Origin of the sequence: Streptomyces roseoviridis (assembly GCF_039535235.1) — a bacterium.
GTDB lineage: Bacteria > Actinomycetota > Actinomycetes > Streptomycetales > Streptomycetaceae > Streptomyces > Streptomyces roseoviridis.
This window is the reverse complement of sequence record NZ_BAAAWU010000001.1, coordinates 7,357,378-7,375,566: the sequence shown is the minus strand read 5'-3', so window position 1 is coordinate 7,375,566 and position 18,189 is coordinate 7,357,378. Positions and strand designations below refer to the sequence as shown.

At 75.0% G+C, this 18,189-nt stretch carries 7 protein-coding genes; 3 read left to right on the top strand and 4 right to left on the bottom strand.

The annotated features are described in order from the left end of the window. Positions 1-254: 254 nt before the first annotated feature. Positions 255-13,517, top strand: coding sequence for a non-ribosomal peptide synthetase/type I polyketide synthase (locus ABD954_RS33210; RefSeq protein WP_345491772.1), 13,263 nt, complete (start codon positions 255-257; stop codon positions 13,515-13,517). 146 nt (positions 13,518-13,663) lie between these two features. Here the strand turns inward: ABD954_RS33210 and ABD954_RS33205 are convergent, their stop codons facing one another. After that, positions 13,664-14,584 carry a LysR family transcriptional regulator gene (locus ABD954_RS33205; RefSeq protein WP_345491770.1) on the bottom strand — a complete coding sequence of 307 codons (921 nt, stop codon included), beginning with the start codon at positions 14,582-14,584 and terminating at the stop codon, positions 13,664-13,666. 343 nt (positions 14,585-14,927) lie between these two features. Between ABD954_RS33205 and ABD954_RS33200 the strand changes: the two genes are divergently transcribed. Then, positions 14,928-15,947, top strand: coding sequence for a C39 family peptidase (locus ABD954_RS33200; RefSeq protein ID WP_345491768.1), 1,020 nt, complete (start codon positions 14,928-14,930; stop codon positions 15,945-15,947). Positions 15,948-16,067: 120 nt separating this feature from the next. Then, positions 16,068-16,262 (top strand): hypothetical protein, encoded by a 195-nt coding sequence (locus ABD954_RS33195; RefSeq protein WP_345491766.1) that lies wholly within the window; start codon positions 16,068-16,070, stop codon positions 16,260-16,262. Positions 16,263-16,379: 117 nt separating this feature from the next. Here the strand turns inward: ABD954_RS33195 and ABD954_RS33190 are convergent, their stop codons facing one another. From ABD954_RS33190 to ABD954_RS33185, 3 genes are all read right to left on the bottom strand, one after another. Further along, complete coding sequence (locus ABD954_RS33190) at positions 16,380-16,685, bottom strand: hypothetical protein (protein ID WP_345491764.1); 306 nt, start codon at positions 16,683-16,685, stop codon at positions 16,380-16,382. A 134-nt stretch (positions 16,686-16,819) separates the two neighbouring features. Further along, on the bottom strand, positions 16,820-17,026 hold the full coding sequence (locus ABD954_RS33710) for a zinc finger domain-containing protein (protein WP_425584097.1): 207 nt from the start codon (positions 17,024-17,026) through the stop codon (positions 16,820-16,822). A gap of 297 nt (positions 17,027-17,323) precedes the next feature. Then, positions 17,324-18,004, bottom strand: coding sequence for a DUF305 domain-containing protein (locus ABD954_RS33185; RefSeq protein ID WP_345491762.1), 681 nt, complete (start codon positions 18,002-18,004; stop codon positions 17,324-17,326). Positions 18,005-18,189: the final 185 nt, after the last annotated feature.

Here is an 18,189-nt window from a genome sequence, read left to right as displayed (position 1 = left end):
CGGGAGTGGTCTTTTATGAGGAGATGGGCCGCACGAGTGCCCACCCCGTCTGCGAAGCCCTGGACGCCACCGGCCGCAGCACCCTCCTGACGTGCGGCCGATGAGGCCTCGCGCATGCGTCCACGAGGCTCGCCCGGTGCTCCGGTAGCCTGCACGCGCGGGCGTGGCGGTGGCTGGAAGCGTCTCGAAGGGGGCTGCCGTCGAGCGGCGCGCTCCGGCCGCGGATCGTGTCCCCCGACGTGCGAGAACGGACGATGAGCGACAGCACCCTGTGGAACGTCCTGCGAAAGGCCGCGAGCGAAGCCCCCGAGCAGGTGACCGTGCACGTACGCGCCGACGGCGGCGAGCACGAGGTGACGTACGGCCAGTTGCTGCACGACGCCCGGCGGGTCGCCGGAGGGCTGCGCGCGTGCGGGATCGCACCGGGCACGTGCGTACCGCTGGTCGCCGACCGCAGCGAGGACTTCCAGGTGATGTTCTGGGGGCTGGTCGGCGCGGGGCTGGTGCCGGTGCCGCTCGCGGCGGACGTGCGCCGGGTGCTGCCGGTGTGGGAGCACCTGGGCCGGCCACCCGTCTTCGTGGACGCGGCCGGTGAGGAGCCGGCGCGCCGTCTGCCCGCCGGAGTGACCGTCCTGCGGCTGGACGCGGTGCGCGACGGCGACGAGCTGGACGGGCCCGGGACGTGCGAGCCCGACGGGCCGGCGTTCGTGCAGTTCTCCTCCGGCAGCACCGGTGTGCCCAAGGGCGTGGAACTCACCCATGCCGCGGTGACCGCCAACCTGCGCCAGATCGCGGCCGCCTCCGGTCTGGGCGCCGGTGGCGTGGTGGTCAGCTGGATGCCGTACTTCCACGACATGGGCCTGATCGGTACGCACCTCGCGCCGCTCGCCGTCCGGGCCAGGCAGGTGAAGATCGGCCCTCTGGCGTTCGCCCGGCGGCCCGGGATCTGGTTCGAGGTGGCCACCGCGCACCGGGCCACGCACCTGTCGGCCGCCAACTTCGCCCTCGCGCTGGTCAACCGGCGGCTGACCGACGAGGACATGGCGGGCTTCGACCTCTCCCGCGTCCGGCGGCTCGTCGTGGGTGCCGAGCCGATCTCCGCGTCGGTCTGGCGTGACTTCTCCCGTCGCGCGGGACTCGCGGGACTGGCACCGCATGCTCTGCAACCGGTGTACGGCCTGGCCGAGGCCACGCTCGCCGTGACCTTCCCGCCCCCCGGAGAGGTGGCCGTACCGGTGGCGCTGGACCGCGCGGCGCTCGGCCGGGGCCTCGCCGTGGACGCCCCGGCCCCGGCCGCTTCCGCCGTCGAGCTCATGGACGTCGGGCATCCCGTCCCCGGCTGTGACGTCCGGATCGTCGACGACACCGGGCGCGTGGCCGGCGACCGGCGCGTGGGACACATACAGGTGCGCGGTCCGCAGCTCGCCCGTGGCTACCACCGGCTGCCCGAGGCCACCGCCGACGCCTTCACCGCCGACGGGTGGCTGCGCACCGGGGACACGGGTTTCCTGCGCGACGGGCGGCTGTGCGTGACCGGCCGTCACAAGGACGTGCTGTTCCTGAACGGGCTGAAGCACCACGCCGCCGACCTCGAGGACGTCGCCGCCGCCACGCCCGGGCTGCCGCCCGGCACCACCGCGGTGGTGGGGTCCACCGACCCGGTCACCGGCGGCGAACGGGTGGTGGTGTTCGTCGCCTGGGCCCGCCCGCCGCGCGCGGCCGACGAGGTGCTGCGCCGGGTCGCCGACCGGGTGGGTGAGGCGCTGTTCCATGACGGCGTACGGGTCGTCGCCCTGCCACCCGGCCGGTTCCCCCGCACCACCAGCGGGAAGGTGCGCCGCCACGTGCTGCGGGAACGGTTCGAGGCGGGCCGTTTCCCCCACGCCGTCGTGCGCCGAGCCGCCGCGGCGGCGCCCCCTTCCTCCGCCGGACCGCGATCGGCGGCCGGCGCCGGTCCCGCGCGGTCACGGGCAGCCGTCGAGCGGATTGTCCGCGACGTGTGGGCCGAGGTACTGGGGCTCGACGGTGCGCGGATCGACGCGCACGCCTCGTTCCGTGCGCTGGGCGGCACTTCGCTCAAGGCGATGGAGGTGCTGACCGCGCTGGAGGACGCCTTCGGCGTGCCGCTGGAGCCGGCGGCACTGCGCGACGGGGCGGACACGGTGGCCGGGGTCGTCGACCATCTCCTGGCGCGGGCGGGGGGCGGTGCGCCCGCCGGGGGCCGTGATGTGCCCGGCCGTGATGTGCCCGCCGGGGGCCGTGATGTGCCGAGCGGGGCAACGGCGGTAGACCGCGACGCGCCGCACGGGGCGATGTCAATGCACCCCGATGCGACGCACGGGGCAACGACGGTGCACCCCGACACGACGCACGGGGCAACGACGGTGCAGCCCGACGCGACGCACGACACGACCACTGGAGAACGCGGTTCGCCGCGCGGAGCGACCACCGGAGAGCGCCTTACGCCGCGCGGAGCAACCACCGCGGGCAGCGGTGCGCCGTACGGAGCGACCACCGCAGGCAGCGGTGCGCCGTACGGAACGACCACCGCAGGCAGCGGTGCGCCGTACGGAACGACCACCGCGGGCAGCGGTGCGCCGTACGGAGCGACCACCGCAGGCAGCGACGCGCCGCGCCCCGCGGACCCCTCCTACGGGCCGGGGCGGCAGACGCGCGAGGCGCTTGCCGTCATCGGTCTCGCCTGCCGTTTTCCGGGCGCCGACACGCCGGAGGCGTACTGGCGGCTCCTCACGGAGGGGAGGGACCGCGTCACCCGCGTGCCGCCGCACCGCTGGGACGGCGAGGAGGTGCCCGCGGCCGGCTGGGGCGCGTTCCTCACGGACCCGGACGCCTTCGACGCGGCCCGCTTCGGGATCCGGGAGGAGGAGGCCCGTACCCTCGACCCGCAGGCCCGTCTGCTGCTGGAACTGGCGCACGAGGCCCTGGAGCGGGCCGGTTACGCCGGTCCACGTCGCCGTCCCCGGCGCATCGGCGTGTTCGTGGCGGGCGGGGACAGCGGCTACCGGGAGCTGCTGGAGCGGGCGGCCCGGGAGGGAGCCACGGACCTGGCGGCCTCGGCACTGACCGGGAACCTGCCCAACCTCCTCGCCGCCCGGATCGCGCAGAGCTTCGATCTGGACGGTCCCGCCCTGGTGGTGGACACCGCCTGTTCGTCCGCCTTGGTCGCCGTGCACCTGGCCCGCCGCAGTCTCATGGCGGGCGAGTGCGACATCGCCCTGGTCGGCGGCGTCAACCTGCACCTCACCCCTGCCGCGCACCGCATGCTGCACGCGGCGCAGGCGCTGTCGCCGACCGGCCGCAGCCGGGCGTTCGCCGCCGACGCCGACGGCTTCGTGCCCGGCGAGGGCGGCGCCGTCCTCGTGCTGCGGCGGGCGGAGGACGCCCGGCTGGCCGACGACGACGTGCTCGCGCTGGTGCGCGGCACCGCCGTCAACAACGACGGCACCTCGCTGAGCCTGATGGCCCCCAATCCCGCCCGTCAGCGAGAGGTCATCACGGCCGCCCACGAGGCGGCGGGCATCGACCCGGCCGAGGTGACCTACGTCGAGGCGCACGGCACCGGCACCGCCCTCGGCGACCCGGTGGAGCTGAAGTCCCTCGCCCACGCCTTCCCTCCGGTTCCCGGCGCGGGCCCCCGGCTGCTGGGTTCGGCCAAAGCCAACATCGGCCACCTGCTGAACGCCGCCGCTTTGCCCGGCCTGGTCAAGGTCGTGCTGGCGCTCCGGCACGGCCAGGTGCCGCCGTCGCTGCACGCCGACCCGCCCTCCCCGCTCGTCGCCCGCTACGGCTTCCAGGTGCCCGAGCGGCTGCTGCCCTGGCCCTCGCCGCCCTCCGGAGGCCCGCTGCTCGCGGGTGTCAACGCCTTCGGCTTCGGCGGCACCAACGCACATGCCGTGCTGGAGCAGGCTACCGGACACCGACCGCACGCCGCGCGGGCGGACGACCCCGAAGAGGGTCCTCACCTGCTGGCCCTGTCCGCCGCCACCCAGCCGGCGCTGCACGCCTCGGTCCGCGACCTGGCGGACCACCTGGACGCCCACCCCCTGGCCTCCGCGGCCGACGTGTGCCTGACGGCCGCGACGGCCCGGGACGACGACCGGCACCGGCTCGCCCTCGTCTGCGACGACGGTGACGACCTCCGCGCACGGCTGGCGGCCGTGGCCGTGGACCGCGTGACGGATGGCAGTTCCCCGTCCCCGGACGCGTTCACCGGCACCGTCCGCACCCGCCCCCGCCTCGCCTTCCTCTTCCCCGGCCAGGGCGCCCAGCGGCCGGGCATGGCGGCACGGCTGTACGCCACGGCGCCCGCGTTTCGCGACGCCCTCGACGAGGCGGCCGCCGCGCTCGGCCCGCTGCGGGGCCGTTCCCTCACCCACTGGTGCACCGATCCCGCCGCCGATGCCGCCGACCTGGCCCGCACCGAGATCACCCAACCCGTCCTGGTGGCCTTCGGGGTGGCGCTGGCCCGTCAGCTCGCTGCCTGGGGCGTGACGCCCGACGCGGTCGCCGGCCACAGTGTCGGGGAGCTGACCGCGGCGTGTGCCGCGGGTCTGCTGCCGCTCGCCGACACGGTGCGCTTCGCCGCCGCCCGCGGGCGGGCGATAGCCGAGCTGACCGAGCGGGGTGCCATGGCCTCGGTGCGCGGCGCGGACGACGTCGTGGAGGAGCTGGTCGCCGGATCGGGCGGCACCCTGTCCGTCGCGGCCCGCAACGCGCCCGGCCGGGTGGTGCTGTCCGGTTCGGTGCCGGCGGTGGAGGACGCTCTGGCGGAGCTGGCCGCGCGGGGCGTCACCGCGCGCAGGCTGCGGGTCACGCGAGCCTTCCACTCGCCGCTGATGGAACCGGCCGCCCCGGCGGTGCACGACGCCGCGCGCGCCCTGTCGCCCGGCACCGGACGGATCCCGCTGCTGAGCACCCTGACCGCGGACTGGGACGCCGTCCCCGACGCCGCCCACTGGCGCGAACACCTCCTGCGCCCGGTCCTGTTCGCCCCCGCGGCACGACGACTGGCCGAAGACGGATTCGACACCTTCGTCGAGGTCGGGCCCGGCACCGACCTGCCGGGCGCGCTGCGCGCGGCCACCGCCGCCCGGTCCGGCTCCCCCGTGACCGTGCTCTCCGCCCTGCCCGCCGCGCCCCCGGATCTGGACCACGGACGCGGCACGCACCGGGATGCGGACCACGGGCGGGGCGCGCTGCTGCGTACCGTCGCCCGGCTGTGGACCCGCGGAGTCTCCGTCGACCACGCCGCCCTGACACCGACGGGGCGCCGTGTGCCGCTGCCCACCTATCCCTTCCAGCGGCGGTCCTACTGGCCCGGCCCCGACGCCAGCCGGCTGCTGCACCGGATCACCTGGGCACCGGGCGCCCCGGCCGGGCCCGCAGGGGCGGCCCCGGTCACCCCGGTCACCCTGGTCACCGGGCCCGACGCGGACGCGGTGCGGGAACTGTCCGCGCGGCTGGCCGGGCGCGGCGTTCCGGTGGCGCACCGGCAGGCGGAGTCCGTCCACACCGTCGTCCACCTCGCGGGTACCGCGCCGTGCGGGGACGGCGCCGACGCGGCGGCCGCCTTCCGGGACACGGTGCGGCAGTTCGACCGGGTCGGCGCGCGGCGCCTGCTGGTGCTCACCGAGGACGCCCACGGCACCGGTGCCGCCGGCGAGGCCCGGCCGAGGCCGGACCAGGCTCTGGTCACCGGGCTGGCCCTCGCCTTCCCGTACGAAACCGCGGGCGCCCAGCTGGCCTGCGCCGACCTGTCCTCCCGCGACCCGTTCGAGCGGCGACTCGACGCGGTGCTGGCCGAGCTGACCGCCTCTCAGGGCGGTACGGAGGTGGCCGCCTGGCGCGGCGGGACCCGACTGCTCCGAGGTGTGGGGTCCCTGCCCGGCACCGTCGTGCCGAACCGTGTCGATCCACTGCCCGCGGACGGCGTCTACCTGATCACCGGCGGTGCGGGCGGTCTCGGCGCGGCGCTCGCCCGCGACCTCGCCGGGCGTGGCCGCCCGACGCTGGTTCTCGCCGGGCGCTCCGCGCAGCCGCCCGCCGGGCTGCTCGCGCAGCTCGGCGAACTGGGGGCCGACGCGTTGTACCGGCAGGCCGACGTGACGGACGAACAGCACCTCGACGCCCTCCTGTCGGCGGGTCCCGCGCCGGATGTCGTCCTGCACGCCGCCGGAGTGGCCGTGCCGGGCTCGCTGCGCGGCACCGCTCCGCAGGACACGCGCCTGGCGCTCGCCGCCAAGACGCACGGCACCCGGCTGCTGGCGCGTGCCCTGGACCGCCACGGGCACCGTCCCGCACTGTGCGTGGCCCTCTCCTCGGTGGCTTCGGTCCTTCCCGGCGCCGCGGGTGCTCTCGGCGACTACGCGGCGGCCAACGCCTTCCTCGACGCGTTCGCCGCGGCGGAACGCGCCGCCGGCCGCCGCTGGCTGTCGCTGAACCTCGGCGCCGTTGCCCGTACCGGGCTGGCCGCCGGGTTCGGAGACCGTGGGTTCCCGCGAGCCGACGGCTCACCCCTGGCTCCGGCCGAGGCGCTGCGCGCCGTGCGGGCGGCCTGCGCGGTCGACGCGGCGCAGGTGGTCGTCGCCGACCTGACCGCCGGGCTCGCCGCCACCGCGCAGACCCCTGCCCCGCCGGCGGGAACGGCCGCCGCGGGTGCGAGTGCGGGTGCGGGCACGGGTGCGGGCACGGGTGCGAGTGCGGGTGCGGGCACGGGTGCGAGTGCGGGTGCGGGCACGGGTGCGAGTGCGGGTGCGGGCACGGGCACGAGTGCGGGTGCGGGCACGGGCACGGGCACGGGCACGAGTGCGGGTGCGGGCACGGGCACGAGTGCGGGCACGGGGGCGGGTACAGGCGGTGCCGGGGCGCGGCCGACCGCCACGGATGCCTCGGCGGAGGCCGCCGTACGGACGGACGACGCCGTACCCACGCGCGGTCCGGTGTATCCGGACGCCGCGGTACGGACCGGTGGTCCTGCGGCAAGCGGTGCCCCCGGCGGCACCGGTCACCCCGTGCGGACCGGTGACTTGGTACGAACCGGCGATGCCGTACGAGCCGACGACCCCGTGCGGAGCGCCAATCCCATACGAACCGACGCCGCCGTGCGAACCGATGACCATGTGCGGAACGCCGATCCCAAACGGAGCACCGCCGCCGTACGAACCGACGACCCCGTACGGACCGACGACCCCGTGCGAACAGGCGCCGCCGTACGGAGCGCCGATCCCCTGCGGAGCGATCGTCCCGGACGGAGCGGCGCCGCCCTGCGAATAGCCGCTCCCGAGGGAGCCGCGGAGCGGCCCGCCGTCCCCGCGGTCGCGCCCGGTGACGCGCCCACGATCCATGTCCTGCTGCGATCGCTCCTCGCCGAGGCCCTCTCCCTGCCGCCGGAGGCCGTCGGCCAGGACGAGCCCTTCCTCTCGCTCGGCCTCGACTCGCTCACGGCGGTCGACCTGGTCCGGCGGCTCGAACGCGCGCTGGGCCGGGACCTGCCGGCCACGCTGTTCTTCGAGCACCGTACGGTGCGTGAACTGGCCGCCCACCTCGGCGATCCGTCCGTCGACGCGGGCACGCCGTCGCCGGCGGCATCGCCTGAGGGCACGAGTCCCGTCCCCGCCCCCGTCGCCGTCGCCGTCGCCGTCGCCGAGGGCGAGCCCTTCGCGCTCACCCCCGTCCAACTGGCCCTGTACACCAGCAGCGTGCTCTATCCCCGGACCCCGGCCCGCGGGTGGGTGCGACAGACCGTCCGGGGGCCGCTCGACGCGGGGCTGCTGCGCCTCGCCCTCGCCACGCTGGTCGAACGGCACGGCATGCTGCGGATGCGGATCGGACACGACGGCGGGGTGCCGCACCAGACCGTGGCGCCGGGGGTGGACCCCGGCGTGTGGTTCGAGACCCGGTCGTGCTCCGCGGGCGGAGCGGCGCTCGAAGCGCTGGAGACCGAACTGGCCAACCGGCCGCTCGACCTCACGACACAGCCCCCCGTGCGCGCCCTTCTGGTGACCGAGGCCCCCGGGCTGGCGCACCTGGTCATCGCCGTGCACCATGCCGCCGCCGACGGTTACAGCCTGAACGTCCTCGGTACGGAGCTGTGGACGCTCTACACCGCCCTCGCCCTCGGCCGGGGCGGCGCCGCGTTGCCCGCCGCCGCGGACTTCGCCGCCTACGTCGCCGACGCGCGGCGCCCCGCCGCCCGTGCCGAGGACATCGCGTACTGGACGACCCGTCTGGCGGGCCTGGCTCCCCTGCCCCTGCCCTACGACGGCAGGCCCGACGACGACGACGGCCCCGGGCCGCTCCTCTCCGTACACCGCACGCTGGACGAGGACGTGGTCTCCGCCCTGCGCGCACGGGCATCCCGGTGGAACGTCTCGCTCTTCCATCTCCTGCTGGCCGTCCACGTGCGCTGCCTGTCCCGGTGGAGCGGGCGCCGGGACGTCACGGTCAACGTCGCCCGTGCGGGCCGCGACGCCCGGCTGCCGGGCCTGGACCGGCTGGTCGGCCCGCTCGCCGACACCCTGCCCCTGCGGGTGGACACGGACCCGGAGGAGCCACCGCACCGGCTGGCCGAACGGGTGCGCCAGGCGTGGCTGGAGTGCGAGCGGCACGCCACGGTGAGCAGCCTCGACCTCGCCCGGCTGCTGCCGGGCGACACTTCGGGGCCGCGTACGGCGAGCCCGGCGAGCTTCAGCTTCGCCCGCTTCCCGGCCTCGCTGGACGCGGACTGTCCCGTCGAGGTACGGCCGACGGCCGCGGGCACAGGATCGGCCGCCACCCGGCTGAGCCTTTTGGCCTGGGAGGACGGGCCGCGCCTGGGACTGTCCTGGAACGCCCCCGAGCGCCTCTTCACCGCCGCGACGACCGCCCGGCACGCCGACGACTTCGCACGCGAACTGCGCGCCATCGCCGAGGCACCCGCTGTTCCCCGACCACGGAACGACCTGCCCGTGTCCGTACCCGGAGCGGTACCGGGAGCCGTTCCCGGCTCCGTTCCGGTTCCCGTCTCCGTTCCCCGGTCGACCGTCGTGGGCCGTCTGACGGACCGGTTCCGCACCGATGCCGGCGCTGTCGCCGTCGACGACGGCCGGCTGCCCCTGACGTACGGGGAGCTGGACCTGGCCACCCGCGATCTCGCCCGCCGGCTGCGGGAACGGGGCGTGCGGCGGGGGGACCTGGTGGGAGTGCTCACCGCGCCGGGTGCCCGCACGGTGACGGCCGTCGTCGGCATCCTGCGGGCGGGAGCCGGATGGGTGCCGCTGGACACCGAACACCCGGCGGCGAGGCTGGCGGAACAGACGGCCCGCTGCGGCGTCCGCGTCGTCGTGCACGACGCCGCCGGCCGGCCGGCGGCGCAGGCGCTCACGGGCGTGACAGCCCTGCCCGTCACCCCCGCCGGTTCCGTCACCGGCCCGACGGGTGACGTCGTCGACGTCGACGCCGACGCCGACGCCGACGCCGACGAGACGGCCGCGGACGCGGAGGCCACGGCGTACGTCATCTTCACCTCCGGCTCGACCGGCCGCCCCAAGGCCGTGCCCATCACCTTCCGCGCCATGGAGAACTACCTCGACTGGGCAGTGGACGCCTTCGCCTACGGACCCGGCGACCGGCTCGCCAACACCTCCTCGCCCTGCTTCGACGCCTCCGTGCGCCAGCTGCTCGCCCCGCTGCTGACAGGCGCCACCGTGGTGACCACCGATCGTGACCTGGTGCGTGACCCGGACCTGCTGCTGCGGCACGTGGAGCGGGCGCGGATCACCGTGTGGAGCTCGGTCCCGTCCCTGTGGGAGCGGCTGCTGGCCGTGGCGGAGGACCGCCTGCGACGCGGTGAGCGCCTGCCGGACCTGTCCGCGCTGCGTCTGGTCCACGTCGGCGGGGAGGTCCTGTGGGCCGACCGGGTGCGGCGCTGGTTCGACCTGTTCGGCCCCGGACAGCGGATCGTCAACCTCTACGGACCGACCGAGACCACCATCAACGCCACCTACCACGTGGTCGACGAACGTCCCGCAGACGACGTCACGGCGCTGCCGATCGGCCGTGCCGTCGCGGGGACCGAGCTGCTCGTCGTCGGAGCCGACGACGAGCCCGTCGGTCCCGGCGGCACCGGTGAACTGCTGATCGGCGGCGTCGGTCTGTCCGCCGGCTACCTGGATGAACCCGAGCTGACACGGGCCGCGTTCGTGCTGCGCAACGGACGTCGCTGGTACCGCAGCGGGGACCGGGTGCACGTACTGCCCGACGGAGCCCTGCGGTTCGCCGGCCGGATCGACGACCAGGTGAAGATACGCGGCCACCGTGTCGAGCCCGGCGAGGTGGAGACGGCACTGCGCGCCCATCCGGAGATCGCGCAGGCGGCCGTGCTGGCCGATGGCGGGCGCCTGTTCGCCTTCGTCACCCGTGCGGCGACGGGTGGGGCGGGGGCTGCGGACGCGGTGGCGCTGCGGCGGTACCTGGCGGATCGCCTGCCCCCGTACATGGTGCCCGCCCGTATCGCCTTCCTGGACGCCCTGCCCCTGACCGGCACCGGCAAGGTCGACCGGCGGGCTCTGCGCACGCGGGCCCGGGCGACGGCGGAGACCGGACCGGTCACGGGGGACCGGCGGACGCTGCCCGCGCGGGCCCGGGCGGCGGCGGACACCGGACCGGTCGCGGGCGCGGGCGCGTGGCCCGCGGCGAGCGCCACGGAGGAGCGTCTCGGCCGGATCTGGTGCGAGGTGCTCGGCGTCGACCGGGTGGGGCGGCACGACGACTTCTTCGAGTTGGGCGGTGACTCGCTGCTGGCCCTTCAGGTCTTCGACCGTCTCGCCCGGCAGGGTGACGGCCCGCTGCCCCGGCCCACCGCCGTCTACCGGCACCGCACCCTGGCCGCCCTCGCCGAGGCCGTGGACGCCGCGGCGGCCGACGCGGGCGGCCCGTACGGCGTCGACGACCGGACCCGGCGACCGGCCGACGACGGTCCGGCCGGCACGGGGTTCCCGGCGGCCTACCCGGTCACCTCCGGCCAGCGCGGCTTCCTGCTCGCCGAAGCGCTCTCCCGCGGCAGCGGAACGTCCTGGCTGGCACGGCTGCGCCTGACCGGCGCGCTCGACCGGGAGCTCTTCCAGCGGGCGGTCGACGTCCTGGTGGCCCGGCATCCGATGCTGCGTACGGTCTTCCCCGCCGGGACGAGGCCCCCGGTGCAGCAGGAGCTCCCTCCCGCGCTGCGGCTGCCGGTCGACTTCGAGACCGTGACCGGACCGCGGCACCTGGCGCAGCGGGTCGAGGACGAACGCCGCCGCCGCTTCGAACCATGGGCGTGGCCGCTTCTGCGACTGCGTGTGCTCACCCTCTCCCCGCACGAGCACGTCCTGGTCGTGCACGCCCACCATCTGATCGGCGACGGCTACAGCGCCGCCCTGCTCCTGGACGAACTGACCACCGTCCACGACGCCCTGGCCCGCGGTGCGGCGCCCGGACTCCCCGAACTGCGCGGCACCTTCCGCGCGTACGCCGAGCGCCTGGCCGGACCGGCCGCGTCCCCCGCGCCGGTCCCGGGCCCGGACGGAGACGACGCCCGGCGGCGCGAAGCCGAGCTGTGCCGGCCCTACGCCAAGCCGGTCCTGCGGACCCCCGTCCCGGGCCGGGCCGGGCAGGAGGGAGCACCGGGTGGCGCCTCGTCCCCCGCGTTCGTCTCCCACGGTTTCGTCCTGGACAGCGCCGTCGTGGGCGCGCTCCGCGAGATCGCCGCCGAGGCCGGGGCCACCCTGTACGCGCCGCTGCTGACCGCCTATCACCAGGTGCTCGCCTCGCTCACCGGTCAGGAGGACCTGGTGATCGGCCTGGCCGTGTCCGGCCGGGACCACCCGCTGCCCGACATCCACCGCGTGTTCGGCCCGTTCGCCACCGCCGTCGCCGTGCGCCCCTTCGGCCCCGGGACCGCGGTGCCACCCGCGGACGACTTCGGGCGGCGGGTGCGCCGGGTCGTCGAGGAGGCGGTCAGTGCCCGCACGTACGAGGAGATCGTCCCGCGGGACGCCGGAGGGCTGCCGCTGACCTCGCAGTTCTTCCTCACCTTCCTCGACTTCGGTGCGCTGGGGCCTCGGGAGGGTGAGGTCCTGTCCGTGCGCTGGGACGACGAGGACAGCGACTTCGCGCCACCGGCCGCCGGTACCGACGTCTTCCTGGCGGCGCGGCCGGACGGTGACCGACTGCGCGTCACCGTCCGCGGTGCTGCGGCGGCCTTCGACGGGCCCGCGCTCGCCTCGTTCGCCGAGGAACTGCGTGACCTCCTCGTCCTCCGGGCGGCGCGGCACCGGCGACGGGCGGGCACGCGCCGTACGGGCGGGCCGGAGCTCGACGCCGCACTCGTCGGCTACCTGCCGCCGCCGGCCGAGCTGGCCCGGCTCGCGGGGCTGCCGGACGCGGTGCTGCCGGGCGCGGGGCTGCCGGGCGCGGGGACGGCTCGCGAGGACATCCGGCGGCTGCTGTTCCCGGACGGCGCTCCCCGGCTGCTGGAGACGACCGCCACTCCACTCGGCCGCTCCGGTTTCGTGGCCCTCCCGCTGTTCGCCGACGAACTCGCCGGCGACAGCGCGCTGGCCGCGCACACGGCCCGGGCCGTGGAGGCGGCCTCGTCGCTGGGTGCACGATGCGTCTCCCTGGCCGGGATGATCCCCTCGCTCACCGGCTACGGTTTCGACGTGCTGCGCGCGTCGCGCGCCCCGGCTGCCGTCACCACCGGGCACGCGGCCACGGTCGTCTCCGTGGTGCGCACGGTGCACGCCGCCCTGGCCGCCACCGGCCGGGACCTGGCCGACACGGAGCTGGCCGTGGTCGGGCTCGGTTCCATCGGGGCCTCCTCGCTGGAGCTGCTGCTGACGCTGGCCGAGCGCCCGCCCGCCCGGCTCGTCCTGTGCGACGTTCCGGGCAGCGGTCCGCGTCTGCGCCGGCTGGCGCGGGCGCTGCGGGATCGCGGCCTGGCCGGGGAGGTCGCCGTGCACACCTCGGATGCCGGCCTGCCCGACGCGGTCTACGGCGCCGGGGTGATCGTCGCGGCGGTCAGCGGACACCGCACCCTCATCGACGTCGACCGGCTGAGGCCCGGCGCCGTCGTCGTGGACGACAGTTTCCCGCACTGCTTCGACACCGGCCGCGCGCTCGCCCGGATGCGTGAGCGCGCGGACGTCCTCGTCGTGGGCGGTGGGCTCCTGTCGGTCGGCGCCGCACAGCGCACTCTGGCACACGGGCTGCCCGCCGCCGTCGCGACCGCCGAGGCGACGGCGCAGCACGTCCTCCCCGGCACGCTGGCGTCCTGCCGAGCGGAGTCGCTGCTGCACGCCGCCGACGCGGAGGTGCCCCTCGTACACGGCCTGGTGGACACTCCCACGGCACTGGCCTACTGGCACGCCATGGAACGGGCCGGAGTCACGGCCGGCCCGCTGCACCTTCTGGGCCAGGCCCTGGACGCGCCACCGGAAGGCGTACGGCCGTCAGGCGGCGCGGTCCCGCCGGGGCCGTGAGGCGGGGCCACTGCGCGGCCTGCGGTAGGGGCGGTCACCTCACGCCTCGCCGGCGCGCCACCGGGGACGGCGGTGCGCCGGCGAGGCGGCTCGGACGGCGGTTGCGCGCACCTCGGCGAGGCGGCTCGGACGGCGGTGCCGCGGGTTCACCCCAGCGGCGCCTCGCTCGGGGTCGCAGCGACGTGGCGGGCGCCGAGTGTGCGGGCCAGGTCGACGAGAGCCCGCACATGGGGCGCGGGTTCGGCGGTGGGCAGGACGAGTGCCCATTCGGTGAGGGGGGCGTCGTGGATGGGCAGCAGGGTCACGCCGGGGTAGCTGTAGTAGCGGGGGACGTGGCCGTTGAGGGGACAGACGATGCGCCCTGCCGCGACCAGGGCGAGGATCTCGTGGAAGGTCCGTGCCTGAGGTCCGCGGGGGATGGGCTGCCCGCTGGGGGTGCGGTCGGGACACATGGCGGCGAACCAGCTCTCGGGGACGTTCTGTCCCGGGTCGAGGACCGTCCGGCCGGCCAGGTCCTCCATGGAGACCGAGCTGCGCGCCGCGAGGGGTGAGGCGGTGCACACGGCCAGAACCCGGCCCTCGGTCAGCACCACCGGCCCGCACCACCCCTGGTCCTGCGGCACGGGCAGCCACATCAACTGCGCGTCCACCTCTCCGGTACGCAGTTTGACGAAGGGGTCGCTGAAGTGGAACTCCGTGAACTCCACCGCGCACTGCGGGAACTGCGCCTTGTACGCGTCCACCAGCCACCGGAGTTCGGACGGCAGGGCGCCCATCGCTCCCACGCGTACGGTTCCGCAGCCGCCGAGGGCGGCCCGGGCCGCCCGGTCGATCGCCGCGCGTATCTGTCCGTAGCCGGGCTCCAGGTCGTCTCGCAGGCGCCGGCCCAGCAGGGTCAGCGTGACGGTGCGGGTGCTGCGGTCGAACAGAGCGCCGCCCAGGCGGCGTTCCTGCTGCCTGACCGACTGGCTGACGCGCGCCTGCGAGATGTGCAGCCGCTCGGCCGTCCGGCCGAAGTGCAGTTCCTCCGCGAGGGTCAGGAAGATCTCGATGTCCCGCAGTTCCACTGCATCCCCTGATTGATCATTCCCGCTTATGACTGTCATGCGGGAACCGGTGTTGTTCGGTTCGCCAGCCTAGAGGAGGCTGGCTCCCGGGCCGGCGCGGATGCGACGGCCCGGCGCCGAGTGCGGCCGTGGCGCGGCTCTGCCCTCGTCCACCGCTCGCCCAGATCCGGCTCTTCCGAGGCCGAGCTGCGCTCGTACGGGCATCGGTGGACGCAGGTGCGCGAAGACCTCCACGGCCGCTTCAGCGGTGTCGGTGAAGGTCACGGCCGTCGGGCCGTTCAGCCTCCCCATCAAGCGCCGGTTCCCGTAGCACGGCACGTGCGACAAGAAGTGAGAAGGTGTCATGTCTGGATTCGCGTTCATGATCAGTGAGGCGTCGGGCCCACGCACCCGTCTGAGACGTCCCCTGGCGGCGCTGCTCGTGGCGTTCGCGGCTCTTCTCGGCGTGCTGGCAGCGCCCGTTCCGGCGCACGCCGCGGTGTGGAAGGAATACCCGCCGGCGGCGAACCGGACCTGCAGCGAGACCAGGACCTACAACGGCACGGCGTACCAGGTCTGCCTCGAGTTCAACTACAGCCGCACCCAGGTGCGTACGGTTGCCTTCGTCAACCCGGGCGCCTACACGAACTTCCAGGTGAACATCCGCCTGGCCTTCGGCGGAGGCGGCCCGGACATCACCGACTCCTGCCCGACCATGACCACCAACGGCAGCCGGGCGTGTTACACCGCGTTCACCGACCTGCGCCGCCCCTACGCCGTCGCGGAGGCCACTTTCGGCATCGCCGGTCAGTGGCAGCGCACGGTCCGGGCCCTGGACATGCGGGTGGAGCCCAAGGTGCAGCAGGAGTGGAACTGGTGCGGCCCCGGCGTCGTCCAGACGACGTTGGCCACGCTCGGCTACTCGGCACCGTCGCAGGCGGAACTCGCGGACAAGCTGGGGACGGACACCAGCCTCGGCGGCGTGACCTGGCCGGGCAGGATGCCCGGAGTCCTCAACCAGTACATTTCGTCGTCGGACTGGCAGTACACCTTCGAGGACGGCAGCGTCGCCACCGGGCCGCTCTACGAAGCCCTCAAGGGCCACATCCGGTCGTCGCTGAACCGGGGCAAGCCCGTCATGGTTCTCGTCGTCCCGGGCAAGCTGCCGTGGAACACGAACCCCACGCCGCTGCTGCGCCACTACGTGACCATCCACGGATACGGCGGCGCGGTGGGCGCCGATGGCAACGTCAACGCCACGACGTACAAGGTCACCGACCCCGCCGACGGATCCGAGCACTCGATCGACGTCGACACCCTGCTCCTGAACAACGCCAACCTCGCCTGGAACGGCATCGACTCCGTCGCCATCGTCCGCACCTGACCGAGCGTGCGCGACGCTACCGGCGGCCGCCGCGTCCCGCACGCCGGCCGCCGCCGGCGCGGGGCCTGCGAGACGGCCGGGGGGGCAACGCCGCCCTGCGGCCGACCGAAATGCACAGCGGTGATCAGCGGCTACATCTACGGCGACTGGGGTACCCAGGCGACATGCGGGACGTTCACCCTGGAGGCAGGCATGACGCGCGGCTGTTATGCCCCGAGCGAGCCTTACCGCGGCGATCAGCTCGGTCTCAGCGGTGTGCTGCACGTGAACGGCGAGTTCCAGGGGTGGAACGAGGCAGCGCCCGCGAAGCACTGACCACGCCTCTCGACACAGCCGTCAAGGATGTCGGGCACGGCATGGCCCCGGAAGCCGCCCTCGTACTCGGGGGGCGGCTTCCGGCTCGCGGTCTCGGTTCCCCCTCCGCAGATTCGCTCAGCGTTCCTCGTCGGGGTAGCCCCACTCGATGACGCCCTTCGCCGCCGGGGCGATCTCGGAGACGGCGAACGCGAACGCGCTCTCGAACTCCGGCTGCCAGTGGCCGAAGCGGGTGATGCTGAGCGGGAACTGCGTCTCGCCCGACACGTAGTGGACACCGTCGTCACAGGCCGTGCCGTAACTGATCTGGTCCTCGATGCCCTCGTCGCGCAGCAGCTCGCCGATCGATGCGGAGACCGACTCGGCCTGTGCCGCGTCCGCGAGCTGCGAGACGGTGAAGTGGAGGTTGATGTTGACCGACATGCCCGCAGGCTACCGCCCGTCACTGACAGGGCACGCAGGTGCTGGCGGCGGCTTGCGGCGGGGGGCGGCGGGCGGCGTCGGTGAGGGGCCGCCCGGGCCTCAGCGTCCCTGCCGGTCCTCGGCGACGGAGGGGGTCATCGCGGGCGACCCGCGAGCAGCGGTAGGAGCGTGTGGCCCTGTGTGCTTTCCCGGTGTGCGCGGCGCCGTCCCGCGTGAACGCTGCGCCGCGTGAGGCACAACTCCCCCGCGGGCACGTGACATGTCGGGCAGACCACGGAGAACGCGCCGTGTCGGTACAACCGCAGCGCCTCGTACGCCCCGTCCAGCACTGTGTCGGACATCCTTCCGATCACGTGCTCACCTCCCTGTCGGCTCTGAGGAACCGGTGACAGCCCCGTTCTCCTCCTGTCTCGATCCCGCGCGGGGAAACGTACGTGTTTTCGCCGTCCCGTCACGGGGGTGCTTCCTCGGCCGCGATGCCCGCCCGCCGTGCTGCCCGCGGGGCCCGCGGACAGGTCACCTTCTGGCGTACGAGAGCAGCACATGCTCCGGCCCTCCCTCCCCGCTCCCCGGGCGGGCCCGGGGAGCGGGGAGGGAGGGCGTGGACGACCCCGGGACGGCGCCGGGACGGCGCGTTCCTACCGGTGGCGGCCGAGCCAGTCGCGGAAGTCCTCGATCTCGGTCTGCTGGACCGTGATGCCGGTCGAGGCGGCCTCGCGGAGCCGATGGTGGACGGCGCGGGACTGGGCTTCGAGCGAGAGGGCGATGCCCGCGGAGTGGTGGGGGATCATGCGCTTCACGAACGCCGTGTCGAAGTGCTTGCCGGCGGGCGTCCCGCGCAGCTCGTCGAGGCGGTGGCGCCTCTCCTTGTCCAGCTCGGCCATCTCTTCGCGGACTTCGGCCGGTGCCTGGTCCCTGGCCTGCTGCGGTGTGAGGCCGTACCAGTCGCGCAGCCAGTGGGTGTACCGGTCGAGCTGGTGCTGCTGGCCGCTGATGATGTTCTCGGCGCGGTGGCGGACGCCGGAGTCGGTGCCGCGTTCCCGTTCCAGCTTCGCCATCTCGACGGCGCCCCGGTGGTGCGGGATGACCGCGGCCAGGAAGCTCACTTCGAGCTGCTTGCCCGACAGCCCGGCGAGCTCCTCTCCCAGCTCGTACGCCGCCGGGGACGTCGGCAGCGGCTGCGCGTCCTGGGACGTCGTGCTCACGGACCGCTCGGGAACCGGACCTCCGGTGGCGAACGAGGCCGGCGCGAGGGCGAGGGACAGCACGGTGGCGACCGCTGCGACGGCGCCGCCGCGCCGCATGGGGTTCTTCGTCAAGGCTTCCTCCGAGAGGACGGCTGCGGGTGGCGTCAGTAACGTGTGGCCGCCCCCGGCCTCGCGGAAACCCCGCCGCCCCGGCGCCACTCGATCACTGCACCGCCTCCCCCGTACGGCGGCCTCCGACCGGGTCAGCCGGGAGCGCCGCACACCCCCTGCCGCGCGGGCCGCCGCCCGCCCGCGGC